Below are 25,524 nucleotides of genomic sequence, written 5' to 3' on the forward strand. Positions count from 1 at the left end.
GGGTGATGAAGTGAAGGTATGAACGACGACAACCGCGATGACACGACGACGGCGTCGACAGCTGCCGAACTGCGCGATCCCCTCGAGGCGTTCGGTGTGGGAGCCCTGCGACTCGAGGACGACGTCGTCGTCGCCGAGCAGCAACTCGGACCGCGCTTTGCAGACCATCGTGGCCTCATCGACCTTCCCGCGTACGCAGTTCTCCTCGACCACATCGGTGGGATTCCATATCACCGCGAAACCCGGTCGCCGAGTATGCAGGCCCGCTTGAACTTCTCGACGGTCGGGCGGCCGACGCTGACCGAACGGCTCGTCGGCAGAGCGCAACTGCTGATGCACGACGCCAGGGTCGGCGTCACGGAGATCCGCATCGGTGATGGCACCGCCGACTACTGCGTCGGCACTGCACGCAACGTCGCTGTCGGCCGTGCGATACCGGATGATTTCGACGACGCCGAGCTCGCCCATGAGATCCCGGCCGCCGAAACGCTCGATGTGCCGCTGGCACAAGCGATTCCCTCCGACCTCGACGGCGAGACGATCATCGCGCAGATCGTGAGCGGACAGCGTGAACGCGGGCCGCTCGCAGACCTGCTCAACGCTCGGATCGACCCCGCGGGCGCCTCGACAACCCGACTGCGCCTCGTCGTCGACACGCAGGCCTGGATGGGCAACATGTTCGGGACGATGCACGGCGGAGTGATCGCCACGATCGTGGGTGTGGCGTGCTCGTTCGCCGGGCAGCGACAAGCGCAGGCGGGTCAGGACTATCGCGTCGGCGACCTGTCGGTGGCGTTCTTCCGCTCACCGCCGGTTGACGGCAGCCGCGTGAGCGTCGACGTCGAGGCGGTGAAGGTGGGGCGTCGAATCGCTTCGTTCTCTGCACGCATGACCGGAGCCGAGGGAACACTGCTCGCCGAAGGTGCGGCCGACATCCACTTCGGCTGACGTGCACCAACCAGGGCGATGAGAGCTCGCTAGGCGACCGAAATGCCGAGGTGTGCGGCGAACTGGTCGGCCAGCGCGACTGCCTGTTCAGCGGTGATGGTTGCGCCCGACAGTCCGCCGAGGTTGCGCACCACGTTGACCCGCAGATCACGGAGGTCCACGTCGGTGAGGTTCGCCCGGTGGACGTCGAGGGCCTTCACCGAACTCTCCTCGAACGATATCCGGGTCAGACGAGCCTCGGAGACATCGAGTTCGTCGATGACACACGATCGAAAGATCATGTCGCGCGCCTCGTTCCCGCTGAGATTGACGAGTCCGAGCTTGCAGTTCTCGATGACCACCGACCGCATGCGTCCACCGAACAGGTCGAGCGCGCCGATCCTGCTGTTCTCGATACGGACGTTGTGCAGAGTCGACCGCGGGGCGAACACACGCGCGCTGCTGACGGCGTCGAGGCGGGTGTCGACGGCACGTAGTCCGCTGAGGTCGGCGTCGTCGAGGGAACTACGCACCAGCTCGCATCCGGTGAGGGAGACGTCGCCGAAATCGGTGCCGGACAGGTCCGCGTCGGCGATGAGTGCCGATTCGACCGCGTCGCCCGCGGCAATCGATCCGGCGTCGAAGGGATCAAGCGGGGACTTCGGCATGGGGCTGATCCGGGGCGCGCGAATAGTCATCGCCCGAGAGCCTACGCGCACGCCACGACGAGATCGGTCTGCATCAGAACGGTAAAACAAGCAAGCGTGATTGCTTTTTATCCGTCGGTGTGTGACGCTACTGACATGTCGATCGTGACGGATCTCGTGGCCGATCTGGCCGCCGAAGGTGAAGAGCTCGACGCGCTGGTCGCCCCACTCGACGAGGGTGGATGGCGCGCCGCAACGCCCGCCGCGGGGTGGAGCGTCGCTCACCAGATCGCCCACCTGTACTGGACGGACAAGGTTGCGCTCCTCTCCGCGACCGACCCCGAGGCATTCGCCGAGGTCGTCGCGGAGGCCATGCGCAACATCGACGGGTTCACCGACGTGACGGCGGAAGAAGGGGCAGCACGTCCGAAGGACGAGCTGCTCGCCGACTGGCGCGCAGCGCGTGCCGCACTCGCCGCAGCGTTGGTCGACGTGCCCGACGGGACGAAGCTCCCGTGGTTCGGACCGCCGATGTCGGCGGCGTCGATGGCCACAGCAAGAATGATGGAGACCTGGGCGCACGGCCTCGACATCGCGGACGCGCTCGGCGTCGAGGTCACGCCGACCGACCGTATCCGGCACGTCGCCCACATCGGCGTGCGCACGCGCGACTTCGCCTACGTGGTCAACGGGATGACTCCGCCGCAACGCCCCTTCCGCATCGAGCTCACCGCTCCCTCCGGGACGACGTGGACGTGGGGTCCCGACGATCCGGAGGCGGTCTACGGAACCGTGCGCGGCTCGGCCGTCGACTTCTGCCGACTTGTCACCCAGCGTCGGGCCCTCGCCGACCTCGACCTCGAACTCGACGGCGAGTCGGTGCGCGAATGGGCCTCGATCGCACAGTGTTTCGCCGGCCCACCCGGCTCGGGGCGAGCGCCCAGAAGCACGGGCACCCGCGCCCTGTGACTGTGTGCGCGAACGCGATCACCTTCCACCGCCGACCATCGGAGCAGCGATGACACCCACCACACCCGCACGTTCGGATCGACCCGTCCGCATCGGCAACGCATCCGGCTTCTACGGTGACCGCTTCAGCGCTATGCGGGAGATGCTCGAGGGGGGTGAACTCGACTACCTCACCGGCGATTACCTCGCCGAGCTCACCATGCTCATCCTCGGCAGGGACCGGCTGAAGGATCCGGCGCTCGGCTACGCCAAGACCTTCCTGCGCCAGATGGAGGACTGTCTCGGACTCGCCATCGACAAGGGTGTGCGCATCGTCAGCAATGCGGGCGGACTCAACCCGCACGGCCTCGCGGTCGCGCTTCGAGAGCTCGCCGACAAGCTCGGAATCGACGCATCCGTCGCCTTCGTCGACGGTGACGATCTCGTCGACCGGGCGGACGAACTCGGACTCGGCACACCCCTGACGGCGAACGCCTACCTCGGTGCCTTCGGGATCAAGTCGGCTCTCGACTCCGGTGCCGACGTCGTCGTGACCGGACGAATCACCGACGCCTCGCTGACCGTGGGTCCCGCCGCGAGCGCATTCGATTGGGGCTACACCGATCTCGATGCTCTCGCGGGCGCGGTCGTCGCGGGCCACGTGATCGAATGCGGAGCCCAGGCAACCGGCGGAAACTACGCCTTCTTCACCGATCTGCCCCGCATGGGCCACCTCGGATTCCCGATCGCCGAGGTCGCATCCGACGGCACGTCGGTGATCACCAAGCACCCCGGCACCGGTGGAGCGGTGACGGTCGGCACGGTGACCGCACAACTGCTCTACGAGGTCGGCGGTCCTCGCTACCTCGGACCAGACGTGACCACGCGTCTGGACACCATCACGCTGCGCGCCGACGGCGACGACCGGGTGTCCATCAGCGGTGTCAAGGGCGAGGCTCCGCCCGAGACCGTGAAGGTCTCGCTCAACCACCTCGCGGGTACCCGCAACGAGATCACGGTCGCGCTCACGGGTCTCGACATCGAGGAGAAGGCCGAACTCTTCCGCGAACAGTTCCGTGCCGAATTGCGCACCACACCTCAGGAGATGACCTGGGAACTCTCGCGCATGGAGCGCGTCGACGCCGAGACCGAAGAGCAGGCGACGGCACTGCTGCGGTGCGTGGCGCGCGATCCCGATCCGAAGAAGGTCGGACGCGCATTCAGCAACACCGCGGTCGAACTCGCATTGGCGACGTTCCCCGGCTTCCACATGCTCGCGCCGCCCGGAAACGGCTCGCCCTACGGCGTTTTCGAACCCGGCTACGTCGACGCCTCCCGCGTAGAGCATCGCGTCTCCTTCGCCGACGGGGTCACCGAGCGCATCGAGCCGAGTCCGCTTCGCGCCGCGGTGACGCCGGATCAACCCGAACAACGCAGTGTCGTCGAGAGCTCCGATCCCGGTCCGACCGCTTCGGCACCGCTCGGCCTGGTGGCCGGCGCACGCAGCGGCGACAAGGGCGGCAGCGCCAACATCGGTGTGTGGGTGCGCAATCCGGAGCACTTCGACTGGCTCGACGCGACTCTCGACGTCGATCTGATCAAGAAGCTGCTTCCCGAGATCGCCGACCTCGAGGTCAAGCGGTACCGGCTCCCCAACCTGTCGGCGCTGAACTTCGTGATCGAGGGCGTACTCGGTCGTGGTGTGGCCGACAATGTGCGCTTCGATCCGCAGGCCAAGGGCATGGGGGAGTGGCTGCGATCGCGGCCGATACCCATCCCGGTGAGCTTCGTCGCCGAGCAGTCGTCCGGGTCCGCGACGGACCGATCAACCGACTCGTCAGAGAGGAACTGAACTGTGCCGCTGGTAGACCCGCAATGGGAGACCCCGGAGCGTCGTGCGCTGCGTGACACCGTCCGTGGATTCGTCGAACGGCATGTCCTGCCCTACCAGGACGAGTGGGAACGCGAAGGACTCATCCCGCGCGAATTGCACCGTGAGGCAGCAAAACTCGGCCTGTTCGGGCTCGGTGTCGACGAAGCGGTCGGTGGTAGCGGAGGCGACCTCATCGACGTGTCGATCCTCGGCGAGGAGTTCCACTACACAGGCGGTGCCGGAGGCGTGTTCGCCTCGCTGTTCACCCATGGGATCGCGCTGCCCCACCTGATCGCCGCCGGCGACCCAGACCAGATCGACCGCTGGGTGCGGCCGACCCTGGCCGGGGAGAAGATCGGCAGCCTCGCCATTACCGAGCCCGGCGGTGGCAGTGACGTCGGACATCTGACGACGCGCGCCGAGCGTGACGGCGACGAGTATGTCGTCAACGGGGCCAAGACCTACATCACCTCGGCGGTGCGCGCCGACTTCGTGGTCACCGCCGTGCGTACCGGCGGGCCGGGCGCGTCGGGCGTCTCGCTGCTCGTGATCGAGAAGGACACACCGGGATTCACCGTCGCACGCAAGCTCGACAAGATGGGGTGGCGCAGCTCGGACACCGCTGAACTGTCGTTCGTCGACGTACGAGTACCGGCGAGCAACATCGTGGGCGCCGAGAATTCAGGGTTCGCCCAGATCGCAGCGGCTTTCGTGACGGAACGATCCGGGCTGGCCGTGCAGGCGTACGCCAGCGCGCAACGCTGCCTCGACCTCACCCTCGCCTGGACGCGCGACCGAGAGACCTTCGGCAAGCCGTTGGCCGCCCGGCAATCGGTGCAGGACACGCTGACCGACATGGCTCGTCGTATCGACGTGGCACGGACCTATGCGCGGGGCGTCGTCACCAGGAAGGTCAGTTCCGGAGACGACCTCATCGCCGAGGTGTGCTTCGCCAAGAACACGGCCGTCGAGACCGGGGAGTGGGTGGCCGACAAGGCTGTTCAACTCTTCGGCGGACTCGGCTACATGACCGGCACCGAGGTCGAGCGACAGTACCGCGACATGCGCATCCTGGGGATCGGTGGCGGTACCACCGAGATCCTGAGCGGTCTCGCGGCGAAACGACTCGGCTACATCGCACAGGGGAGCACACGATGACGGCATTGCGATCGACGATCGATCCGACGAGCGAGGAGTTCACCGCAGCACGCGACTCGATGATGGAGAAGCTCGACCACCTGCAGGGCGAGCTCGACAAGGCGCTCGCGGGCGGAGGCGAGAAGTACGTCGAGCGTCACCGCAAGCGCGGCAAGATGACCGCACGCGAGCGCATCGAACTGCTGCTCGACGAGGATTCGGACTTTCTCGAGCTGTGTCCGCTCGCAGCGTACGGCTCGGACTTCCATGTCGGGGCGTCGGTCGTCGTCGGCATCGGTGTGGTCGAAGGTGTCGAGTGCCTTGTCGTCGCGAGTGACCCCACGGTCAAGGGCGGGACGTCGAATCCCTGGACGTTGCGCAAGACGCTGCGCGCCAACGACATCGCGCTGCAGAATCGACTTCCGGTGATCTCGCTCGTCGAGTCGGGCGGTGCCGACCTGCCCACGCAGAAGGAGGTGTTCGTACCCGGCGGACGCATGTTCCGTGACCTGACGCGACTGTCTGCAGCAGGCATTCCCACCATCGCGCTGGTATTCGGCAACTCGACTGCCGGTGGTGCCTACATCCCCGGCATGAGCGACCACGTGGTCATGATCGACGGACGCTCCAAGGTGTTCCTCGGCGGTCCGCCGCTGGTGAAGATGGCCACGGGCGAGGAGAGTGACGACGAGTCGCTCGGCGGAGCCCAGATGCACGCGCGCACATCGGGTCTCGCTGACTACTACGCCGCCGACGAGCAGGACGCCATCCGTATCGGACGGCGCATCGTGTCGCGGTTGAACTGGCGCAAGGAGGGCGGGGCGCCCCGCGCGCAGGTGCGCGAACCACGCTACGACCCCGAAGAACTGCTCGGTATTGTTCCCTCCGACCTCAAGATCCCGTTCAACCCCCGTGATGTGATCGCGCGGGTCGTCGACGACAGTGACTTCGACGAGTTCAAACCGGAGTACGGCAACTCGCTGTGCACGGGCTGGGCCGAGATCCACGGGTACCCGATCGGTATCCTCGCCAACGCGCAGGGCGTGCTCTTCAGCCAGGAAGCGCAGAAGGCGACACAGTTCATCGAACTCGCCAACCGATCGAATACTCCACTGTTGTTCCTGCACAACACCACCGGCTACATGGTCGGTAAGGAGTACGAGCAGAAGGGCATCATCAAACACGGCGCGATGATGATCAATGCGGTGTCGAACTCGAAGGTGCCCCACCTGTCGGTGCTCGTCGGCGCCAGTTACGGTGCCGGACACTACGGCATGTGCGGGCGCGCCTACGACCCCCGCTTCCTGTTCGCGTGGCCGAGCGCCAAGTCGGCGGTGATGGGTGCGGCCCAGCTCGCGGGAGTCATCTCGATCGTGTCGCGTGCGGCCACCGAGGCGCGCGGCGGAACGGTCGACGAGGCGGCAGATGCCGGGATGCGGCAGATGATCGAAGCACAGATCGAAGCCGAGTCGGTCCCGGCGTTCCTGTCGGGCATGCTCTACGACGACGGTGTGATCGACCCGCGGGACACGAGAACCATTCTGGGGCTCTGCTTGTCGGCGATTCATAACGGACCGGTCGAGGGGACGTCGAGCTTCGGCGTCTTCCGGATGTGAGGTGTGAGATGACCGAAACCCCTACACAGGCGATCACGTCGGTGCTCGTCGCCAATCGCGGTGAGATCGCCCGACGCGTGTTCGCGACCTGTCGGGACATGGGTCTTGCGACCGTCGCCGTGTACTCCGACCCGGATGCCGACGCGCCCCACGTTGCAGCAGCCGATGTCGCGGTAGCGCTGCCGGGTTCGACGTCGGCGGAGACCTATCTCCGCGGCGATGCCATCATCGCGGCGGCCCAGCGTTCGGGCGCCGACGCCATCCATCCCGGCTACGGATTCCTCTCGGAGAACGCGGAGTTCGCGCGCGCGGTCATCGACGCCGGACTCACCTGGATCGGACCGCCACCCGCCGCCATCGATGCGATGGGCTCGAAGGTCAACGCCAAGAAGCTCATGGCCGACGCCGGGGTGCCGGTGCTCGGCGACATCGACCCCGCAGCGGTCACCCAGACCGACCTTCCACTGCTGATCAAAGCGTCGGCAGGCGGTGGCGGGCGCGGCATGCGGATCGTCAGGTCGCTCGACGAACTCGCCGACCAGGTCGCCGCGGCCGAACGCGAGGCCGCATCGGCATTCGGCGATCCGACGGTGTTCTGCGAGCCGTATGTCGAACGCGGCCATCACATCGAGGTACAGGTGATGGCCGACCAGCACGGCGCGGTGTGGGCTGTGGGAGAACGCGAGTGCTCCATCCAGCGCCGTCACCAGAAGGTGATCGAGGAGGCGCCTGCGCCGCTCGTCGAACGCATCGGCGGTGACCTTCGTGAGCGCCTGTACGACGCCGCACGTCGTGCGGTGTCGGCGATCGACTACACCGGCGCGGGCACCGTCGAGTTCCTCGCCGACGAGTCCGGCCGGTTCTACTTCCTCGAGACCAACACGCGGCTGCAGGTGGAGCATCCGGTCACCGAGCTGACCACCGGCACCGACCTCGTCGCGTGGCAATTGCGCGTGGCCATGGGCGAACACCTCGACGTGGCCGAACCGTCGACGTCCGGACACTCCATCGAGGTGCGGCTCTACGCCGAGAATCCGGCTGCGGGCTGGCAGCCTCAGTCGGGGACCATGCACCGCATCGACGTCGACGCAGCGACGCACTTCGGGCCGCTCGAGCGTCCCGGGGTCCGTGTGGACGCAGGCATCGAGTCCGGTTCGCAGATCTCGACGTTCTACGACCCGATGCTCGCGAAGGTGATCAGCTGGGCGCCCACGCGGGAGCGTGCCGCAGCCATGCTCGCCAGGACGTTGGCCGATGCTGCGCTGCACGGACCCGTCACCAATCGTGACATGCTGGTGAACACGCTGCGCGAGAAGACATTCCGCAGTGGACACACCGACACCGGCTATCTCGACCAGGTCGGTCTCGACGTGTTGTCGGCGCCTCTGGCCGACGATGCGACGGTGACGCTCGCGGCGGTGGCCGCAACGATGGCCGAGGTGGCCGTCAACCGCGACGGCGCCCGGGTGCAGCGGACCCTGCCCGCTGGGTGGCGAAACATGGCCTCTCAGTACGCGCAGAAGACGTTCCTGACCGACGATGACACGGAGCATGTCGTGCGGTATCTGTGTGGCCGCAGTGGAAGCGTCGAGCTGCCCGATGTCGCCGACACCGAGGTGATCTCGGCGAGTACCGGGTGCGTTGTGCTGGCCCACAGAAAAATCCGACGCACGTTCGACGTCGCTCGATACGGCGACGACGTCTACGTCGACACGGCCGGAGCTTCGGTGCACTTCCGTCGTCCACCGCGTTTCGTCGACCCCAGCGCTGTCGCCAGACCGGGTTCGCTGCTCGCACCGATGCCCGGCTCGGTCATCCGCGTGGCGGTCAACGAGGGTGACAGCGTGTCCGCCGGACAACCGTTGATCTGGCTCGAAGCGATGAAGATGGAACACACCGTGTCGGCCCCGGCCGACGGCGTGGTGAGCATGCTGGCCGTCGAACCGGGACAGCAACTCGCCGTCGGCGACGTACTCGCCGTCATCGCCGAGGACGACGCAGCCGTATCCGACGCACACACCGATACCGCAACTCCTCAGGAGGCATCAGCATGAGCTTCGTCGAAACAGCCGAACGGGCCGACCTGCGCGCGTCGGTGGCCGCACTCGCCGAGAAGTACGGGCAGGACTACTTCCGCGAATGCGCACGAGAGGGCCGCAAGACCGACCAATTGTGGACCGAGGCAGGAAAACTCGGATTCATCGGAGTCAACCTGCCCGAGGAGTACGGCGGCGGGGGAGCGGGCATGTACGAGCTCGCGATAGTGATGGAGGAGATCGCCGCCGCCGGTACCGGGCTGCTGATGCTGGTGGTCTCGCCTGCCATCTGTGGCAACGTCATCGCACGGTTCGGCACCGACGAGCAGAAGAATCGCTGGCTGCCGGGCCTGGCCGACGGGTCGATCACCATGGCCTTCGGCATCACCGAACCCGACGCCGGATCGAACTCGCACCAGATCACGACGACGGCCGCGCGCGATGGCTCGGACTGGGTTCTCAACGGCCGCAAGGTCTACATCTCCGGCGTCGACCAGGCCGACGCCGTGCTCATCGTCGGACGTACCGAGGACGCGAAGACCGGCAAGTTGCGCCCGGCGTTGTTCATCGTCCCCACGGATACACCCGGCTTCGAGTACAAGATGATCGAGATGGAACTGGTCAACCCGGAGAAGCAGTTCCAACTCTACCTCGACGACGTTCGCCTGCCCGCAGATGCTCTGGTCGGTTCGCCCGACGCCGCGCTGAGCCAACTCTTCGCTGGACTCAACCCCGAGCGCATCATGGCCGCGGCGTCTGCGGTGGGAATGGGACGTTTCGCACTCGGCAAGGCCGTCGACTACGTGAAGGAGCGCACGGTCTGGAAGACGCCGATCGGTGCACATCAGGCCATCGCGCATCCGTTGGCGCAAGGCAAGATCGAACTCGAGATGGCCAAACTCATGATGCAGAAGGCCGCGACCCTTTACGACGCGGGGGACGACTGGGGCGCTGCCGAGCCTGCCAACATGGCCAAGTATGCGGCGGCAGAGGCGTGCGTGAAGATCGTCGATCAGGCAGTCCAGTCGCTCGGCGGCAACGGTCTGACCACCGAATACGGCGTGGCTCCGCTACTGGCGCTTTCGCGGATCGCGCGCGTCGCGCCGGTGAGCCGCGAGATGGTGCTCAACTTCGTCGCCCAGACCAGTCTTGGTCTGCCGAAGTCGTACTGAGCGAACACCCGATGCCATCCGTTCGACGAACACTGCGACACCGCAAGGAGATTCTTCGATGAGTACACCTGCTGACACCGAGGTCGTCCACTCTGCCGTGGACGCGGGCGTGATGACCCTGACGCTCGATTCTCCCCGGAACCGCAACGCACTCAGCAGGGCGCTCGTCGGCCAACTGACGTCGGGTCTGCAGCAGGCCGCGGCAGACGACGGTATACGCGCGGTGGTGTTGACGCACGCCGGTACAACCTTCTGCGCGGGTGCCGATCTCGGAGAGGCGCTCAAGCGCGGTGCCTCACCGGATGAGGCATCCGCCGAGGCGACGGCGTCGATGCTCGACCTGATGCGCACGATCCTCGAACTGCCCAAGCCGGTGATTGCCGTGGTCGACGGCAACGTCAGGGCCGGAGGATTCGGACTCATCGGAGCCGCCGACATCGCACTGGCGGGACCCCACAGCACATTTGCGTTGACCGAATCGCGACTCGGGCTGGCGCCGTCGATGATCTCCCTGGTCCTGCTGCCCAAGATGACCGCGCGAAGTGCCGGTCGGTATTTCGTCTCCGGCGAGACCTTCGACGCGCCGGTGGCCGCGTCGATCGGTGTGATCACCGAGGCGGCAGCCGATTCCGACGAGCTGGGCAAGGCGCTCGACGGCATACTCGACGGTGTCCGGCGTGCGTCACCGGTGGGTCTTGCTGCATCGAAAGAACTGACCACAGCGGGGATTCGCGAGGAGTTCGATCGTGTTGCGCAACGCCGAGCGCAGGAGTCCGCAGCACTGTTCGCCGGGCCGGATGCGCAAGCCGGAATGGCTGCATTCCTGTCCAAGACCCGTCCGCCGTGGGACCTGACAGCGGCGCGCGACGCATGACCACCTCGCGCGCGGCGGCCAATCGCGAGCCGCAGCAGGAACGTTCACGACAGACACGTGAGCGTCTGCTGCGCTCGGCCATACAGGTCCTGGCGCACGAGGGATGGGCATCGGCGACGGTGGCAGCCGTTGCCCAGCGGGCAGGGGTCTCTCGCGGCGCCGCGCAGCACCACTTCCCGACCCGGGAGGCGCTCATCTCGTCGACGCTGGAGCAGATCTTCGACGATCTCACGCTCAACGCCGACACGCTGGTTCAGCCCGACGCCAACGACCCACGACGTGTGCGCATGGCGGTCGAGCGCGCGGTGAGTATCTACACCGGCACCGAGTTCAAAGCGTCACTACAGGTCTGGGCGGCGGCGGCGTCGGATCCGGCACTGCGGGAACTCATCCTGCCGATGGAGGCCAGATTCGCGCGAGCCGCGCACCGGGTGACGGTGGCAGCGCTCGACCCCGACGGCACCAACCCGCGCGCCCACCGGGTCGCACAGGTGACGCTCGACCTCGCGCGCGGTCTCGGACTCGCCGACACGTTGTCGGACGATTCCCGCCGTCGCGCACAGGTTCTCGACACCTGGGTCGAGATGGTGTCCGACGCGCTCGCCGCCGGTTCCGAGAGCGACTGACTCACCGGCGGGGAGAGGACGTCTGGTTGTCGCGATGTCCCGACCCGCGAGTGCCCAACCAGTAGACCCCCGCCGACATCGCCGCCATGCCGACGACGACCACGATCACCGCGATGGTCATCGACAGATATCCCTGATCGCGCGGATCGATGAACGGGTAGGGGTACCAGTCGACGAACGGGCCCCTCGACAGCGTGTAGACGCCGTACAGCAGCGGAAGCAGCAGCCACGTCAGCCACGAACGCGCGGGTAATGCCCGGGGTCGGAAGACCGCCCAGTCGATCAGCAGCACCAGCGGGATCAGCCTGTGGAGCACGGTGTTGGTCCACTCGTCGTTCAGATTCACGTCGATACCCGCCAGCAGCAGCGCGTAGACGATCGCCGTGATCAGCATCGCGGTCGTGACCGCGCCGCGGCACCACTGCCACCACGCTGCCGCGGGGGCGAACAACGCACCGACGACGAGCACGATCACCGCTCCGATGTTGGACAGGATGGTGAAGTAGCTGAAGTAGTTGGCAAAGCCGAAGCCGTCGGACGCCGTGGCCGGCACGTAGACGATCGCTGCCGCGCCGAGCGCGGCGAACACCACTCGAAGGACGCGGACCCACCACTGACGATCACCTCTGGACACTCTCGCATTGTGCCAAGCGACCCGTCGAGACCCACCGCACCGCGGAGCGGCTCAGCCGCCAACACCCGTCGCGTGCCGGGCGAGCATGCCGTCGACCTGTGCGGCGATAGCGTCCCGGAGATCGAATCCCGCGGAGTACTGAGGCCACGCGGGCAGTAGTCGACGGACCGTCGGATAGGCGTCGAGTTCGGCGCCGTCGATGCGCTCGAACCATGACGCCTCGTCGACGGAGCGTCGGGACAACGAGTCCTGCCACTGGAGTTCTGACGCGACGAGATACCAGACCGAGCGCCAGGTACTCAGTGCTGCGGTCGGAGTCATCCCGAGTTCGAGTGCCGCGGCGAGGAAGGTGTCGGCGAGCGCGAGTGCGGGCGTACCCACTGTCGTCCCCGCGCGCAGGATCGGGACCAGCCATCCGATGCCGCGCATCTTCTCGTACATGTCGACGGCTACCGAGATCATGCGATCACGCGGTGCTCCGGTGGGCACGGCCCACGGGATGCGTGCCGCCACCTCACTCAACGCCAGTCCGAGGAGTGCCGATTTGTTGGGTACGTAGTTGTAGAGCGTCATCGGTTTGGTGCCGAGGTCGACGGCCAGCCGTCGCATGCTCAGTGCGTCCGGGCCCTCACGTTCGAGGATCCGGATAGCTGCCTCGACGATCTCGTCGAGATGAAGGGACCGGGCTGCGGGCATCCTGTCATCCTCCCGCACTGATTGGCCCTTGGCGAGTAAGCACTCGCGGGCTAGGATCACGTACGTGTGCGAAAACGTACGCGTACGTGATTGATACGAATGAGAAGGCAGGGTGCAGATGACGCAGTCGACGACAAGTCACGGCGTGGAGCATCGCGGGGCGTTGATCGCGACGGTGTTCTTGCTCCAATTCCTTGTGGCGCTGGATATCTCGCTGGTCAACATCGCATTGCCCGCTATTCGTGCCGATCTGGGCTTCACCGCTGCGGGGTTGCAGTGGGTGGTTACCGCGTACCTGGTGACCTTCGCCGGATTCATGCTGCTCGGCGGCAGAATCGGCGACCTGTGGGGCAGGCGCAGGACTGTGCTGGTCGGACTCGTCGTCTTCGCGGTTGCGAGTATCGCCGGCGGGTGTGCAGTGGATGCGGGGGTTCTGGTTGCGGCACGCGCGGTACAGGGCGTCGCCGGAGCCCTGCTCGCTCCCGCATCGCTGGCGCTGGTCACCGCCATCGACGACCCCGCCGTCCGCAAGCGCGCCATGGGGTTGTGGGGCGGCGCGGGTGCTGCAGGTGGTGCGCTGGGCGTCGTGCTCAGTGGAGTCCTGACCGAGTGGTGGTCGTGGCGAGCCGTCTTGTTGGTCAACGTGCCCATCATCGCGGTCGCTGTGATGACGGCGCTGTGCGGTGTGCCGCGCGCTGAACGCTCACGTACCGGGCGCCTCGACGTTCCCGGGGCGGTGACGGTGACGGCCGGAGTGGCCGCGCTCGTGTTCGCGGTTAGCTCCGGAGGCGATCGGGGGTGGGGTTCGTGGCAGGCGATCGCGGGCTTCGTCGGCGCAGCTGTACTGTTGGCGGCCTTCGTGGTGATCGAGCGGTCGGTTGATCATCCGCTGATGCCACCCTCGTTGGTCAGCCGTCGAAGTGTGCTGGGCGCGAACGCCTTCGGTTTCATGGTCGCCGCCGGCCAGTTGGCGGCCTTCTACTTCTGTTCGTTGTACATCCAGACGATGTGGGGCGTCGACAGCGCCATGACCGGTGTGCTGTTCCTACCGTTCTGCATATTCGTCGTGGTCGGAATCGTGGTGGCGCAACGACTCTCCGCGCAGATGGGCGCTCGAATCGCGATGGTGATCCTGGGGCTGCTCGCTGCTATCGGTCTCGGGTTGTTCGCGATGATGCCCGCCCACTTCGACTTCTGGCTCGGCATCGTGGCGCCGTCGGCTCTCACCGCGGTCGGGATCGGCGGCGCGATGGTCCTTGTCGGCGCGGTCGCCACCGACGGCGTCGCCGGAGCGGATATCGGAATCGCCTCCGGGGTGGTGAACAGCTCGCGCCAGCTGGGCGGCACGATCGGCCTGGCAGTGCTGGTGACCATCGCGAGCGGCTATGAGGTCCCGCGCGATGGCTTACTGATGGGGTTCGCGATCGGCGCAGTCTTTCTGGTCGTCGGGAGCGCTGCGGCCTGGCTCATCCTGCCGAGGCGTGTCCGTGACGCCCTACCGACGACGCCGAGGGAGATCGGCTGATGAAGCGGCGAACGGGGCGCGGTCAGGCCGGCCATCGTTCGGCGATCACGCGCGTCGTGGCAACCGGATCGACGCGATGCCCGACGGATTCGGGGACCCGGACGAGTTCTGCCGAATCCAGTGCGTCGGCGATACGCGGCGCAGCGGCCTCCAGCAGCGGGAACGTCTCCGCTCCTAACAGGACCGTCGTCGGTGTCTGCACGGCACGCATCTGTGCGGTCGGATCCGACAGGTCCCGCGCGATCGTGGCGTCGTAGACGACCGATTGCGCGATGGCGACCAATCCGTCGAACATCGGGCTGGACCGGATCTGCTCGACGATCTCCTTGGGCAACCCGACGCCCTCGAGTTGGAAAGTCGTGACGGCCTCGCCACTGTGTCCGTCGTCGACGAGCTGCTGGAGTCGTTCGGGCAGGCTGGGATCGGGTTCGCCCATTCCGAATCGAAAGGGCGGTTCGGACAGGAAGAGATGCGCGATCGGCACCCCGCGCGATGCCGCGAACAGGGCCACCATCGCGCCCGACGAGTGACCGAGCACGGCGGCGCCGCCGCCCACGGCGTCGATGACCGCCGCGAGATCCTCGACCTCGCGCTCGGGGTCATACGGACGGGTGTCGCCACTCTCGCCACGGGCCCGCCGGTCGTAGATCACGCCGGTGTATCCCCGGTCGGCGAGGGCTTCGCCGATGCCACGGGCATCCGCCGCCGTCGACATCGCTCCGTTCACGACGACGACCACGGGCCCGGCGCCCGTGGTGTCGTACGCGATCGGAGTCCCGTCTGCCGATGTCGCCTGGTTCATATCGCACATTCAAGCACCACGGTGGCCTTCTTGACCTGAAGTCGACTTGAAGTCCTAGCCTCGCTACGACCGACAACGAGAGAAAGGTGTGCGCCGATGCCGCTGCCCCACCAATTCCTGGTCCGAGTCTCCGACACCGCCATGGCCGTCGCGTTCTACCGGGAACTCTTCGGCGCCGAGGCCACGATGCTCAGCGACCGGTACGCGATCTTCGAACTCGGGAACGGCGTGGTGCTGGCCCTGTGGAGCGAGAAGGCGAGCGAATTGTCTCGAGATGGGTTGCCGCGCTTCGAGATCGGAATCCTCGTCGACGACGACGCGCAGACACGCGCACTGCACGAAGAGTGGGTGGACAAGGGTGTTGAGATCGTCGAACCCCCGCGTGAAGATGTCTTCGGGCTGACGTTCGTCGCGCAGGATCTCGACGGTAACCGCATTCGCGTGGCGCCTGCGGATCACTGATCCGCTCAGCCACGGTCGACGTCGAGCAGGTACTCGCGCAGGCGTTCTCGATGTGAGGCGACCCAACGCACCCCGATGCGGTGTGAGAAGTACCAGAGTGCAGTCGTGATGAGTACCGCGAGACCGACGCAGAGGACGAACTCGCCGTCGGACAGGGTGGCGTTCCACGCCTGCCTGCGGAGCAGACGCCAGAGGCCGAGGGGTGCGAGCACGATCAGGCCGAACGCCACCGGATATGCCGCGTACGGCACGACCAGCAGGACGATCCAGCGCACCACCACCTGCCGGAATCGGTGCCGGTTCTGCCACCGCCAGCGCAGTGACCGCTGGTGGTAGGGGAACACGATGCCGATGAGACTGCTCATCGCGAGTGCGCCGAACGGGACCACCGCGACTGCGACGATCACCTCGGTCACGAAGCGCCAGTGCGTGTGTGTGGTGAGCGCGATCGCGACCGCGATCAACGTGCACGCGGGTCCGACGAGCAACCAGACACCGAGCGTCTTAGCGCGTAACAGACTCGTCAATGCTCTCGGGTCATCGAGTGCTGCCAGCGCCCGGTCACGGTCGGGCGTCAGGATGTTGGTGGCGCAGACGTCGGCGTACATCCATCCGGCGAGCGCGTACGGCAGCCCTTCAGGGCCGGTGAAGGTGAAGAACCACGATCGTGGGACCAGATACCAGAGCGCAAGTACCAGCACGGCATTGAACGCGAGCACACCGAGTGTGTCCGCGGGATGCCGCACGATGCGGACGAGTTCGGCGCGCACCGCGGCGGTCGTGGTGGGGCTGACCACCTGCATGCGGTGAGGATAAACGGTATGCGCCGGGAGTGAGGCCACTGCGACATGGAACGGCCCGGATGCGAGGAGTTCCATCGCATCCGGGCCGAGTCGTGGGGGACAGGAGTGATCAGGAGTCGTGGATGATCACACCGCGGATGTTCTTGCCGTCGCGCAGATCCTGGTAGCCCTCGTTGACCTGTTCGAGGGTGTAGGTCTGGGTGACGAGTTCGTCGAGCTTGAGCTGGCCTGCGTCGTACAGGCGCAGCAGACGGACGATGTCGTACTGCGGGTTGGCCGACCCGAACAGCGAGCCCTTGATGGTCTTCTCATTGAGGGTCAGGTCGATGCCCGGCCAGTGGACGGTGAACTTCGCCGGACTCGACAGTCCGACGATCACCACCTGACCGCCCTTGCCGACGGACCCGATCGCCGCGGACACCACGTCCTCTTCGACCGTGCCGACGGTGACGATCGCGGCGTCGGCGCCCTGGCCCCACGAGAGCTCGGTGATCTTCTCTTGCGCCTCTGCTGCCGATGCGAAGGCGTGTGTCGCGCCGAATTTCACCGCGGTATCGCGCTTGAACGCCACCGGGTCGACGACGACGACGTACTTGGCCCCGGCGTGCACGGCGCCCTGAACGGCGTTGATGCCGATTCCGCCGATGCCGTAGATGACCACGATGTCGCCCGCGCGGACGTTGCCCGAGTAGACCGCCGATCCCCAGCCGGTCGGCACGCCGCACCCGACGAGCACCGCCTTCTCCAGCGGTAGCCAGTCGTCGACCTTGACCACGGAGTGCTGGCTGATGGTCGCGCGCTCGCTGAACGTGCCGAGCATGCACATCCCGCCGAAGTCCTGTCCGTTGCCGTGGAAACGGAAGGTCCCGTCGGGAAGCATGCCCTCGAGGATGGTTGCGCCCATGTCGCACAGCGACTGTCGGCCCGTCGAGCAGTAGCGGCAGGTTCCGCAGTTGGGGATGAAGGAACAGACCACGTGGTCGCCTGGCCTGACCTTCGTGACGCCGGGGCCGACCTCCTCGATGACTCCCGACCCCTCATGGCCACCGACCATCGGATAGCGCGGCGGCAGGTCGCCATCGGTGAGGTGCAGGTCGGAGTGGCACAGGCCCGCCGCGGTGTACTTGATCAGTACCTCGCCTTCCTTGGGGCCGTCGAGGTCGAGTTCCATGATCTCGAACGGCTTGCCCTCGCCCATCAATACGGCTGCTTTGGTTTTCACAGGTGTCTCCTTCTGTTGGTGTGTGGTGAAGTGCGTGACGGCGATCCGGATTACAGCGATCCGGATTACAGGGCGACGTTGACGGCTTTGGTCTGCGTGTAGAGCTCGATGGCCGACTGGCCGAGTTCACGTCCCCAGCCCGACTGCTTGTAGCCGCCGAACGGCATGGCTGTGTCGAAGCCGTTGTACTGGTTGACCCAGACCGAACCCGCCTTGAGTTGACGTGCGGTCTTGTGCGCCTTCGACAGGTCCTTGGTCCAGATGCCTGCGGCCAAGCCGTAGATCGAATCATTCGCTGCGGCAGCAACTCCGGAGTCGGCGTCGAACGGCAGCGCGGCGACGACCGGGCCGAAGATCTCTTCGCGCACGATGGAGAAGTCCGGTTCGACGTCGACGAACACCGTGGGTTCGATGAAGAATCCCTCGTCGCCCCAGCGCTTTCCGCCGGTGAGTGCGCGAGCGCCGTCGGCGAGGCCGGCCGCGAGATAGCCCGACACCCGGTCGAACTGCTCCTGGCTGACCAGTGGGCCCAGTTCCGTTGTGGGGTCGAGGCCCGGTCCGATCTTGGCCTTCGACGCCGCCTCTGCGACGGCGGCGGTGAAGTCGTCGAAGATCGGTCGCTCGACGAAGAGCCGGGTGCCCGCGACGCAGCACTGACCGTGGTTGAACATCCATGCGGCAACCGAACCTGCAACGGCCTGCTCGAAGTCGGCGTCGGCGAACACGATGTTGGGGCTCTTGCCGCCGAGTTCGAGCGAGACCTTCTTGAGATTGCCCTTCGACGCCTCGACGATCTTCTTGCCCACCTCGGTCGAACCGGTGAAGGCGATCTTGTCGACGTCGTCATGTGCCGCGAGTGCCGCACCGGCGTCGCCGAAGCCGGTGACGATGTTGACCACGCCGGCTGGGAAGCCCGCCTCGCAGAAGACCTCACCGAGCAGCAGTGCGGTCAGCGGTGTCTGCTCTGCCGGCTTGAGGATCACGGTGTTGCCCGCGGCCAGTGCTGGCGCAAGCTTGAACGAGGCCATCAGAAGCGGGAAGTTCCACGGCACGATCAGCCCGCACACACCGACGGGCTCGCGCAAGGTGTAGGCGTGGAACTCGCCGCCGGGGACGAAGGGCATCGACACGTCGACGGTGCTGCCGGTGATCTTGGTGGCCAGACCCGCGTTGTAGCGGAAGATGTCGGCCGACCACGCGGTGTCGACGGCGGATGCGATGGTGGCGGCCTTGCCGTTGTCGAGTGCTTCGAGCTGACCGAACTCCTCGGCGCGCTCGGTGAGGATGTCGCCCACGCGCCAGAGCAGGCGTTCGCGCTCGTTGGGCTTCATGCGCGCCCACGGACCGTCGTCGAATGCCTCGCGTGCCGCTCGCACCGCGCGGTCGATGTCGGTGGCGTCGCCCCGGGCGACCGACGTCAGAGTGCGTCCGTTGGCGGGGTCGATGGTCTCGAACGTCTGGCCGGACGCTGCCGTGACCCACTCACCCCCGATCAGCATCGGGCGGTCGGTCGAGATGAAATCCCGGACTCTTGTTGCCAGTTCGGGTGCGACAGCGGTCATGCTTCCTCCTGCTCGAGCGTGCACATCGTGATCTGCGTCATAGCCGCGGACCTGCATACAGTTCTGCCACTGCGCGAGCGCGGCGAAGTGTCCAGAAACTGGACACCCGCGGTGAACAATGATGAAAGCGCCCGTAGCCGCACGTCGCACGCGTCGGTGCGAGGACGGCGATGTCCGCTGCGCCCTGTCTGTCGGCCTGCCTAGGCCCGATCAGATCCCGAGGGTCAGATCCCGAGCGCGCGAATGCGGGCGTAGAGGGTGGTGCGACTGATCCCGAGGTCGCGAGCCGCATGCACCTTGTTGCCCGCGTGTCGCTCGAGCGCCTCGAGAACGGCAGCACGCTCGGCCTGTTCACGTCCGGACAGGTGCGCGGCGCGGCTGGTGGTGCGATAGTCGGGCGGGAGGTCGGCGGGGGTGATCGTGCGTGCGCCACGTGCCTCACACGAGTGGACGGCTCGGTGCAACACGGACGACAGTTCGACGAGATTCCCCGGCCACTCCTGGCAGACGAGCGCATCCAGAGTCGATGCACTGACAGAACGGACTGTGCCTGAGCCGGTGCCCGCGAGCATCTCTGCGATCAGGTCTGCCAATTCGGTGGTTCGATTGCGCAGCGGGGCGACATCGACATGTGTCGCGCACCGGGCCAGGAGCGCCGCGACGCCCGAGCGGGCCTGGTCGGGCGGGCCGGCGACGAGCACGAGCGGAGCGGACGCGTCGGCGCTGCGGCACGCGGCGGCCAGCAGGGTGAGCGACCGCTCGTCGAGTAGGTCGACGCCGTCGACGATCAGTGCGAGTGACTGCCGTCGTGATCGGCCGAGCAGCGCGCCGACGTCGGGTTGATCGCCGGTGATCAAGCGGTCGGCGACGTCGACGAGTATGGCGTCCGCGCCTGCGATGGCCCGGGCTCTGGTGCTGCGGCCGGTGCCGGGTTCGCCGGTGATCGCCGCGGAAGTCGAGCGCGTCGTCGACGCAGGGTCGGAGCAGAAGGTTTTGCGTGACGCGGACGCCGTCGGCCGCAGGCCGAACAGCGCTGCACCGCGTGCGCCGACGACCGGGGTGGCGAGCACCTCGACGTCGACGCCGGATGCCAGTGTGAGCGCGAGCGTGCGCTCACGTAGTGCGGGATCGGCGGCGACCGCCCGTAACGCTGCGATATCCGTCGGTGAGAGGAGCTCTGCGGCACGGGAATTGGTGAGTTGCAGGTCCTCGCTGATCGCGGCGACGGCCACGTCTCGGCGAGGTGCGGCGCGCTGGAAGGCGTCGAGGACCCGACGCTGCTGGGCGCGCGAACGGTCGAGCAGCCGGTCGGCGATGTCGCCGACGATGCCGGTCACCAGCGGTACGGCGAGCGGGTTCATGCGGTCGGCGATCTCGGTCATGCACAGGATGCCCGCGAGTCGACGGGTGGCGGGGTGGATGATCGGCGCGCCGAAGCAACTGAGCGATTTGAATTGCTCGAGGTAGTGTTCGCGCCCGTTGACCGCCAATCCACGACGGATCTCGGCGGGGGTGCCCAGGGCGGTGGTGCCGACGGTCTCCTCGCCGAGGTCGGCCCCCGGTGCCGCGCCCGCTTTGTCGAGTGCCTGTTGCACGGTGGGGCCGAGGCTCACCCGCGAGACCATCCGACACTCGTGGTCGACGAGCAGCAGTGATGTTCCGGTGTCGGCAAGCCGCCTGGCCGCGTCGTCGAGTACCGGGCGAGCGGCGTCGAGCAGCGTGTCGGAGCGCCCTGTGTCGTCGACGAGTTCGGGGAGTGGGCTGTCCGGCTGCAATCCGGACAGCGCCGATCGACGCCACGACTGCGCGATCACTGCGCGTTGCGGCGCACTCTCCGGTGAGGCGAAACGTGTGTCGATGGTCACAAAGATGGCACAGAATCGATGCGAAGAAAAGGTTGCGGTGCGCAGGCAGGTGCAGGCCCACGAGGGGCCCCGGCGCCGGGCCATTCACTATCGTGAGGGAATGGCACAACCGGCACGAGACGACGTCGAGTCCACGGACCTCCATCTATTCGACCCGCCGTGCGGACCGGTGGCGGGAATCGTCGACGGCGCAGTGGTTCGCTCGTCGGCGATTCCGTACGCCCGTGCGGATCGTTTCGCGGCTCCCGAGCCGTGCGCTGTATGGACGGTTGCGCACCACTGCGAGCAACCGGCTCCCGCCTGCCCGCAGCTTCCCAGCCCTCTCGTGACAGCCATGTTCGGGGGCCCGCCGACGGCCCTCGTCGCCGACGAGGACTGTCAGCGACTCACGATCACCCGCCCGGCAGGCGAGATCGACACCCCGCTGCCGGTGATGGTGTGGGTGCACGGCGGCTCGTATGTGCTCGGCGCGGGCGACGAGGCGCACCACGATCCGACGACGCTGGTGGTCGAGCAGAACGTGATCGTCGTCGCCGTCACGTACCGGCTCGGTGTGCTCGGTTTCCTGGGCGACGGTTCGTCGGAACGGCCAGCCAATCTCGGCCTGCTCGACCTCATCGCCGCACTCGACTGGGTACACGACAACATCGCGGCGTTCGGTGGTGATCCCGATCAGATCACCTGCGTCGGGCAGTCTGCCGGTGCCGACGCGGTGGCACATCTGATGACGGTACCGCGGGCTACACGGCGCTTTCGCCGTGCGATCCTGCAGAGCGCACCGTTCGGCATCCGCTGGAATCGGAGTGACATGGCGCGCGACCTGTTCTCGCGCACAATGGAATTCGACGACTCTACGGGCCTGGACGAGATCCTGTCGGTCCAGCAGAAACTCATCGTCGACGGACCGCGATACGGGCTGACCGGTGCGATGCCGTTCGGTGTGCAGTACGGACTCGAGCCGCTGCCCGCGGAATCCGACGTCGAGGAGGCGTGGGCGGAATCGGCGTCGGACATCGACCTGCTCGTCGGCTGCAACCGCGACGAAATCGAGTTCTTCGTGCCCGGCGTTCCGATCGCGGAAACGGCGTCGCACGTCCCGATCCTGGGTAGACCGATTCGACGTGTGGTGACCTCACTGATCACCCGCAGGGTGTACTCGGCACCGACCGCCGACTTCGCCCGCAAACATGCTGCAGCGGGCGGGCGTGTCGTCGACTACCGGGTGCACTGGCACGCCCCCGGCAACAACCTCGGCGCCGCGCACTGCATCGAGTTGCCACTGCTGTTCGGCGTCGAAGAGCAGTGGGAGGGAGCGCAATTGCTCGAGGGTGCGACGTGGGAACAGGTCGAGGAGGCCGGACGCGTACTACGTGCCATCTGGGGCCGGTTTCTGCGGGGAGAGGACCTCGGCGAGTGTGAGCCCCTTGAGGCGCGTTCGGTGCTGCGTTACCGGCAGGTGTCCGCGTGACCTCCTGATCGCCCGGTTGGTGGATGACGGAGGCCCGGCCGTCTGGTTCCGGCGCCGGTGCGCTGACTACCGTGGTCTGCATGCGCGTGGCGACCTGGAACGTGAACTCTGTCAAGCAACGCATCCCGAGGCTGCTGCCGTGGCTCGACGAACGGTCACCCGACGTCGTCTGTCTGCAGGAGACCAAACTCTCCGACGACGTCTTCGACACCGTCCTCGGCCCCGAATTCGCCGAGCGCGGTTACGAATTCGCGCACGTCGGGCAGGGACAGTGGAACGGCGTGGCGATCCTGTCGAAGGTGGGACTCGACGACGTCGTCGACAACTTCGACGGCGCGCCCGGCTTTCCCGACCCGGCAGCGGCGCCCGAGGCCCGTGCGGTGTCGGCGGTCTGCGGGGGAGTGCGCATCTATTCGCTGTACGTACCCAACGGTCGTGAGCCCGACTCGGATCACTACCGCTACAAGCTGTCATGGCTGGAGCGACTGCGCGAGGTCGTCGGTGCGGGAACCGGAGTCGACGCCCCGTCGAACACGATGCTGTGCGGCGACATGAACATCGCGCCTGCCAACGCCGACGTCTACGACCCCGCCGCCTTCGCCGGGCACACTCACGTGACCGTCGCCGAACGCTCGGCGCTCCAAGACATCGAGGGACTCGGCCTGCACGACGTGGTCCGGGACCGATGGCCCGACGACCGGGTGTTCAGCTACTGGGACTACCGGGCGGGCATGTTCCACAAAGACCTCGGCATGCGGATCGACCTGATCCTCGCGGGCGGCGACGTGAACGGTCGGGTGAAGGCGGCGTGGGTGGACCGTGCGGCGCGCAAGGGGACCAAACCCAGCGATCACGCGCCGGTCGTCGTCGACCTCGACGCCGCCCCTGACGGCGACATCGGGCCGATGGTGCCGCCGCCGTCGAATCCGGCACGACGTGGTGCCACCGCGCGGTTGCCGCAGGAGAAGTGAGGACCGGTAGGTCGTCGACGCCACCGGTGCGATTCCGGTTGCCCAGAGGTGCGGAAACCGCACTCCTGGGCAACCGCAACGTGGGGGTCATCCCCGGGCGGGTGAGGGTTACACAGCATCGCTGCGGCGAGACGTGACAGCATCGGGCCATGACCTCACAGGTCCCGCCCACCCGAACCCCGCGCGCCGAATGGCGCGGAATCCTCACGCGACGTCGAGGCGGGCCGTTGGCGCCCGACCGTGCGGCGTCGCGGTTGTCCGCGTACGTCTACGGCAACATCCTGGTGCTCGCAGCGCTGGTCACGGCGTCGGCGCATGCGGTCGAGAACGGCGACGCGGTCTGGCTGATCCTCGGTACGGGCCTGACGACCTACATCGCGCACGTCTTCGCCGACCTGGTCGCAGGCAACAGCATTCCGGAGGCGCACGTGCGAAGTGCGTCGGCCCAGGGTGGCGGCGCGCACGACGAGGAACACCCCCGGAGTGGGCACTCGCCCGCGGACGACGACGTACGCACCCACATTCGCCACGAGTTGCGTGACGCAACGCCCATCATCTCCTCGGCGATCCTTCCCGCGATCGCGCTTGCGCTCGGCTGGGCCGATGTGTTGCCGACGGCCTGGGCGCACGGGATCGCGGGTGCGGTCGTCGTCCTGCGCATCGCGAGCGTGCCGATCGTCGTCGAGCGAGTGCGTGGAAACGAGGTCAGCCTGCGGGTGATCATCGCGGGCATACTCACCGCAGCACTGGCCGCGGTGGTCGTCCTGCTCAAGGTTCTCCTCGCGCATTGATCCCGGCCCGTGTTGCTCCCACGGCATCTCATGGGAGCCCGCTCATCAGCAACGATGCAGGGAACACGGCGGCGTCGACGGGCGTTGGGAGTACGCAGAGGTCACCGGGTGTTCAGCTTCCCGAGACCTGCGGTTCGGGCTGTGGATCGGTTTTTTGACCTGTGGAAACCGGGTCGGTAGAGTGGATCGTCGGTGCCCGGCTGCCCGGGCAACGTCCGCATGCCCTCGCCGGGTCTACCGGTGGCGATCGGATCGAGACCATTCTTTTCAGAGAACGTCTCGGCACGTCCCAGGCGCGCCGGACCACACCAAGCGAGTCCGCTGTCGGGTGTTTGACACGCCCGACCTCGGGGTGGCAATAACTGTACTGACCAGCACAGAAGTGCCGGTGGGGCGAGTTGTGGAAGCAACCAGAATCGTAACTTTCGGCTCTGTGTGTTTGCCCGGAGCACAAACCACGACACGACGACAACGAGGAAAGAAACTCACAAGTGCCAACGATTAACCAACTGGTCCGCAAGGGCCGCCACGACAAGACCGCCAAGAAGAAGACGGCGGCCCTCAAAGGGAGCCCGCAGCGTCGCGGCGTGTGCACCCGCGTCTACACCACCACCCCCAAGAAGCCGAACTCCGCGCTCCGTAAGGTCGCCCGCGTGCGCCTGACGAGCTCCGTCGAGGTCACCGCTTACATCCCGGGTGAGGGCCACAACCTGCAGGAGCACTCGATGGTGCTCGTCCGCGGCGGTCGTGTGAAGGACCTCCCGGGTGTTCGTTACCGCATCATCCGCGGCTCGCTCGACACCCAGGGTGTCAAGGACCGCAAGCAGGCTCGCAGCCGCTACGGCGCCAAGAAGGGAAGCTGATAAG

Annotated in this window: 23 protein-coding genes; 15 read left to right on the forward strand and 8 right to left on the reverse strand. The window is 66.7% G+C overall.

Annotated elements, in window-relative coordinates:
• Positions 1-18: 18 nt before the first annotated feature.
• Positions 19-948 carry a PaaI family thioesterase gene (locus GOACH_RS02550; RefSeq protein WP_005170021.1) on the forward strand — a complete coding sequence of 310 codons (930 nt, stop codon included), beginning with the start codon at positions 19-21 and terminating at the stop codon, positions 946-948.
• A 29-nt stretch (positions 949-977) separates the two neighbouring features.
• Here the strand turns inward: GOACH_RS02550 and GOACH_RS02555 are convergent, their stop codons facing one another.
• On the reverse strand, positions 978-1,625 hold the full coding sequence (locus GOACH_RS02555) for a pentapeptide repeat-containing protein (protein WP_040517485.1): 648 nt from the start codon (positions 1,623-1,625) through the stop codon (positions 978-980).
• Positions 1,626-1,730: 105 nt separating this feature from the next.
• Between GOACH_RS02555 and GOACH_RS02560 the strand changes: the two genes are divergently transcribed.
• Genes GOACH_RS02560 through GOACH_RS02595 form a run of 8 tightly spaced genes read left to right on the forward strand, consistent with a single transcriptional unit; the run spans position 1,731 to position 11,856 of the window.
• The gene (locus tag GOACH_RS02560; RefSeq protein ID WP_040517487.1) at positions 1,731-2,543 is read left to right on the forward strand and encodes a TIGR03084 family metal-binding protein; all 813 of its coding nucleotides are present in this window, start codon (positions 1,731-1,733) and stop codon (positions 2,541-2,543) included.
• Between the two features lie 49 nt (positions 2,544-2,592).
• Positions 2,593-4,374 carry an acyclic terpene utilization AtuA family protein gene (locus GOACH_RS02565; protein WP_005170029.1) on the forward strand — a complete coding sequence of 594 codons (1,782 nt, stop codon included), beginning with the start codon at positions 2,593-2,595 and terminating at the stop codon, positions 4,372-4,374.
• A 3-nt stretch (positions 4,375-4,377) separates the two neighbouring features.
• Positions 4,378-5,553, forward strand: a complete 1,176-nt coding sequence (locus GOACH_RS02570) for an acyl-CoA dehydrogenase family protein (RefSeq protein WP_005170031.1) — start codon at positions 4,378-4,380, stop codon at positions 5,551-5,553.
• Positions 5,550-7,148, forward strand: coding sequence for an acyl-CoA carboxylase subunit beta (locus tag GOACH_RS02575; RefSeq protein ID WP_005170033.1), 1,599 nt, complete (start codon positions 5,550-5,552; stop codon positions 7,146-7,148). The genes GOACH_RS02570 and GOACH_RS02575 overlap by 4 nt, the downstream gene beginning before the upstream one ends.
• A gap of 8 nt (positions 7,149-7,156) precedes the next feature.
• The gene (locus tag GOACH_RS02580) at positions 7,157-9,202 is read left to right on the forward strand and encodes an acetyl/propionyl/methylcrotonyl-CoA carboxylase subunit alpha (protein ID WP_005170034.1); all 2,046 of its coding nucleotides are present in this window, start codon (positions 7,157-7,159) and stop codon (positions 9,200-9,202) included.
• Positions 9,199-10,356, forward strand: coding sequence for an acyl-CoA dehydrogenase family protein (locus tag GOACH_RS02585; RefSeq protein WP_005170039.1), 1,158 nt, complete (start codon positions 9,199-9,201; stop codon positions 10,354-10,356). The genes GOACH_RS02580 and GOACH_RS02585 overlap by 4 nt, the downstream gene beginning before the upstream one ends.
• A gap of 58 nt (positions 10,357-10,414) precedes the next feature.
• A complete protein-coding gene (locus GOACH_RS02590; protein WP_005170042.1) occupies positions 10,415-11,230 on the forward strand; it encodes an enoyl-CoA hydratase family protein in 816 nt (271 codons plus the stop codon).
• Positions 11,227-11,856, forward strand: a complete 630-nt coding sequence (locus tag GOACH_RS02595) for a TetR/AcrR family transcriptional regulator (RefSeq protein ID WP_005170045.1) — start codon at positions 11,227-11,229, stop codon at positions 11,854-11,856. The genes GOACH_RS02590 and GOACH_RS02595 overlap by 4 nt, the downstream gene beginning before the upstream one ends.
• A 1-nt stretch (position 11,857) precedes the next feature.
• On the opposite strand, the gene GOACH_RS02600 is transcribed toward GOACH_RS02595, so the two are convergent.
• Complete coding sequence (locus GOACH_RS02600; RefSeq protein WP_040517488.1) at positions 11,858-12,490, reverse strand: Pr6Pr family membrane protein; 633 nt, start codon at positions 12,488-12,490, stop codon at positions 11,858-11,860.
• Positions 12,491-12,541: 51 nt separating this feature from the next.
• Complete coding sequence (locus GOACH_RS02605; RefSeq protein ID WP_005170054.1) at positions 12,542-13,186, reverse strand: TetR/AcrR family transcriptional regulator; 645 nt, start codon at positions 13,184-13,186, stop codon at positions 12,542-12,544.
• Between the two features lie 118 nt (positions 13,187-13,304).
• Between GOACH_RS02605 and GOACH_RS02610 the strand changes: the two genes are divergently transcribed.
• Positions 13,305-14,711: an MFS transporter gene (locus GOACH_RS02610; RefSeq protein ID WP_040517490.1), complete on the forward strand. Its 1,407-nt coding sequence runs from the start codon at positions 13,305-13,307 to the stop codon at positions 14,709-14,711.
• 22 nt (positions 14,712-14,733) lie between these two features.
• Here the strand turns inward: GOACH_RS02610 and GOACH_RS02615 are convergent, their stop codons facing one another.
• On the reverse strand, positions 14,734-15,513 hold the full coding sequence (locus GOACH_RS02615) for an alpha/beta fold hydrolase (protein WP_005170059.1): 780 nt from the start codon (positions 15,511-15,513) through the stop codon (positions 14,734-14,736).
• A gap of 96 nt (positions 15,514-15,609) precedes the next feature.
• On the opposite strand from GOACH_RS02615, the gene GOACH_RS02620 reads away from it, so the two are divergent.
• Complete coding sequence (locus GOACH_RS02620) at positions 15,610-15,975, forward strand: VOC family protein (protein WP_005170060.1); 366 nt, start codon at positions 15,610-15,612, stop codon at positions 15,973-15,975.
• A 5-nt stretch (positions 15,976-15,980) separates the two neighbouring features.
• On the opposite strand, the gene GOACH_RS02625 is transcribed toward GOACH_RS02620, so the two are convergent.
• The 4 genes from GOACH_RS02625 to GOACH_RS02640 all read right to left on the reverse strand — a co-directional run bounded on the left by GOACH_RS02625 (position 15,981) and on the right by GOACH_RS02640 (position 21,427).
• Positions 15,981-16,778 carry a hypothetical protein gene (locus tag GOACH_RS02625; protein ID WP_174320793.1) on the reverse strand — a complete coding sequence of 266 codons (798 nt, stop codon included), beginning with the start codon at positions 16,776-16,778 and terminating at the stop codon, positions 15,981-15,983.
• 109 nt (positions 16,779-16,887) lie between these two features.
• Positions 16,888-18,000 (reverse strand): NDMA-dependent alcohol dehydrogenase, encoded by a 1,113-nt coding sequence (locus tag GOACH_RS02630; protein ID WP_005170062.1) that lies wholly within the window; start codon positions 17,998-18,000, stop codon positions 16,888-16,890.
• Positions 18,001-18,065: 65 nt separating this feature from the next.
• Entirely contained in the window at positions 18,066-19,562 is a 1,497-nt protein-coding gene (locus GOACH_RS02635; protein WP_005170063.1) for an aldehyde dehydrogenase family protein, read from the reverse strand.
• A 224-nt stretch (positions 19,563-19,786) separates the two neighbouring features.
• A complete protein-coding gene (locus tag GOACH_RS02640) occupies positions 19,787-21,427 on the reverse strand; it encodes a sigma-54-dependent Fis family transcriptional regulator (RefSeq protein ID WP_005170064.1) in 1,641 nt (546 codons plus the stop codon).
• A 100-nt stretch (positions 21,428-21,527) separates the two neighbouring features.
• Here GOACH_RS02640 and GOACH_RS02645 point away from each other — a divergent pair, with 100 nt between their 5' ends.
• The 4 genes from GOACH_RS02645 (at position 21,528) to rpsL (ending at position 25,520) form a co-directional block, all read left to right on the forward strand.
• A complete protein-coding gene (locus tag GOACH_RS02645) occupies positions 21,528-22,895 on the forward strand; it encodes a carboxylesterase family protein (RefSeq protein WP_052003892.1) in 1,368 nt (455 codons plus the stop codon).
• Between the two features lie 80 nt (positions 22,896-22,975).
• Complete coding sequence (locus tag GOACH_RS02650) at positions 22,976-23,866, forward strand: exodeoxyribonuclease III (protein ID WP_040517494.1); 891 nt, start codon at positions 22,976-22,978, stop codon at positions 23,864-23,866.
• Between the two features lie 149 nt (positions 23,867-24,015).
• Entirely contained in the window at positions 24,016-24,657 is a 642-nt protein-coding gene (locus GOACH_RS02655; RefSeq protein WP_005170071.1) for a hypothetical protein, read from the forward strand.
• Positions 24,658-25,148: 491 nt separating this feature from the next.
• Positions 25,149-25,520 carry a 30S ribosomal protein S12 gene (gene rpsL / locus GOACH_RS02660; RefSeq protein WP_005170078.1) on the forward strand — a complete coding sequence of 124 codons (372 nt, stop codon included), beginning with the start codon at positions 25,149-25,151 and terminating at the stop codon, positions 25,518-25,520.
• Positions 25,521-25,524: the final 4 nt, after the last annotated feature.

Origin of the sequence: Gordonia aichiensis NBRC 108223, from assembly GCF_000332975.1 — a bacterium.
In the GTDB taxonomy this organism is placed as follows: Bacteria; Actinomycetota; Actinomycetes; order Mycobacteriales; family Mycobacteriaceae; genus Gordonia; species Gordonia aichiensis.

Excerpts from the sequence above, each read along its gene's own strand:
- GOACH_RS02550 (WP_005170021.1), top strand. The coding sequence starts at position 19 with ATGAACGACGACAACCGCGATGACACGACGACGGCGTCGACAGCTGCC.
- GOACH_RS02555 (WP_040517485.1), bottom strand. The coding sequence starts at position 1,625 with ATGACTATTCGCGCGCCCCGGATCAGCCCCATGCCGAAGTCCCCGCTT.
- GOACH_RS02560 (WP_040517487.1), top strand. The coding sequence starts at position 1,731 with ATGTCGATCGTGACGGATCTCGTGGCCGATCTGGCCGCCGAAGGTGAA.
- GOACH_RS02565 (WP_005170029.1), top strand. The coding sequence starts at position 2,593 with ATGACACCCACCACACCCGCACGTTCGGATCGACCCGTCCGCATCGGC.
- GOACH_RS02575 (WP_005170033.1), top strand. The coding sequence starts at position 5,550 with ATGACGGCATTGCGATCGACGATCGATCCGACGAGCGAGGAGTTCACC.
- GOACH_RS02580 (WP_005170034.1), top strand. The coding sequence starts at position 7,157 with ATGACCGAAACCCCTACACAGGCGATCACGTCGGTGCTCGTCGCCAAT.
- GOACH_RS02585 (WP_005170039.1), top strand. The coding sequence starts at position 9,199 with ATGAGCTTCGTCGAAACAGCCGAACGGGCCGACCTGCGCGCGTCGGTG.
- GOACH_RS02590 (WP_005170042.1), top strand. The coding sequence starts at position 10,415 with ATGAGTACACCTGCTGACACCGAGGTCGTCCACTCTGCCGTGGACGCG.
- GOACH_RS02595 (WP_005170045.1), top strand. The coding sequence starts at position 11,227 with ATGACCACCTCGCGCGCGGCGGCCAATCGCGAGCCGCAGCAGGAACGT.
- GOACH_RS02605 (WP_005170054.1), bottom strand. The coding sequence starts at position 13,186 with ATGCCCGCAGCCCGGTCCCTTCATCTCGACGAGATCGTCGAGGCAGCT.
- GOACH_RS02610 (WP_040517490.1), top strand. The coding sequence starts at position 13,305 with ATGACGCAGTCGACGACAAGTCACGGCGTGGAGCATCGCGGGGCGTTG.
- GOACH_RS02615 (WP_005170059.1), bottom strand. The coding sequence starts at position 15,513 with ATGAACCAGGCGACATCGGCAGACGGGACTCCGATCGCGTACGACACC.
- GOACH_RS02620 (WP_005170060.1), top strand. The coding sequence starts at position 15,610 with ATGCCGCTGCCCCACCAATTCCTGGTCCGAGTCTCCGACACCGCCATG.
- GOACH_RS02625 (WP_174320793.1), bottom strand. The coding sequence starts at position 16,778 with ATGCAGGTGGTCAGCCCCACCACGACCGCCGCGGTGCGCGCCGAACTC.
- GOACH_RS02635 (WP_005170063.1), bottom strand. The coding sequence starts at position 19,562 with ATGACCGCTGTCGCACCCGAACTGGCAACAAGAGTCCGGGATTTCATC.
- GOACH_RS02645 (WP_052003892.1), top strand. The coding sequence starts at position 21,528 with ATGGCACAACCGGCACGAGACGACGTCGAGTCCACGGACCTCCATCTA.
- GOACH_RS02650 (WP_040517494.1), top strand. The coding sequence starts at position 22,976 with ATGCGCGTGGCGACCTGGAACGTGAACTCTGTCAAGCAACGCATCCCG.
- GOACH_RS02655 (WP_005170071.1), top strand. The coding sequence starts at position 24,016 with ATGACCTCACAGGTCCCGCCCACCCGAACCCCGCGCGCCGAATGGCGC.